The sequence below is a fragment of the Intestinirhabdus alba genome, assembly GCF_009711095.1.
Taxonomy (GTDB): Bacteria; Pseudomonadota; Gammaproteobacteria; order Enterobacterales; family Enterobacteriaceae; genus Intestinirhabdus; species Intestinirhabdus alba.
Map to the genome: position 1 here is coordinate 1 of NZ_WMJZ01000149.1, position 521 is coordinate 521.

Below are 521 nucleotides of genomic sequence, written 5' to 3' on the forward strand. Positions count from 1 at the left end.
ACCCGTGTGACGAAGATGATTGAGCAGGAGCTGCGTGATGACCCGTATGCTCAGGAGGCTTTTTCAAAACTTCTGCGCATGGCCATCGAAGAAGCAGAAAAACTGTTTGACCATCCGCTGAAACAGTATCTCTTATTCCGTGAGTTTGAAGAAAAAGTTGAAGCACGTAAGCTCAGCGATATCCCGGATGCACTGGCGGTAAACAAGCATGCACAGGCGTATTACGGTGTATTTAAAAAAGAGCTACCGGAGGTTTTTGCGGTAAACGATGTTCAGGTGCAGGAGAAGTGGACGAAGCAGGCCTTTGAGGTGGACAGCATTATCGTCAAAGCAGTGGCAGAAAATTCCCTCAACCCTCAGGATATAGAGAAAGCGGTCAAGACAAATATTTTACCGCTGCTGTTTACGTCCTGCCGGGAGATAGGGGCTGGAATGATCCAGGTGAACCGTATTGTAGAAACCATCATCCAGATCCTGCGTGTTGGTTTGATGAAATCATGAGTGAAAAAGAATCGCCATCA

At 47.0% G+C, this 521-nt stretch carries 1 pseudogene; it reads left to right on the forward strand.

Features of this window, described 5'->3' with window-relative positions:
* Nucleotides 1–501, forward strand: a pseudogene (locus GJV78_RS24310) (type I restriction endonuclease subunit R); the annotation flags it as partial.
* Nucleotides 502–521 lie beyond the last annotated feature (20 nt).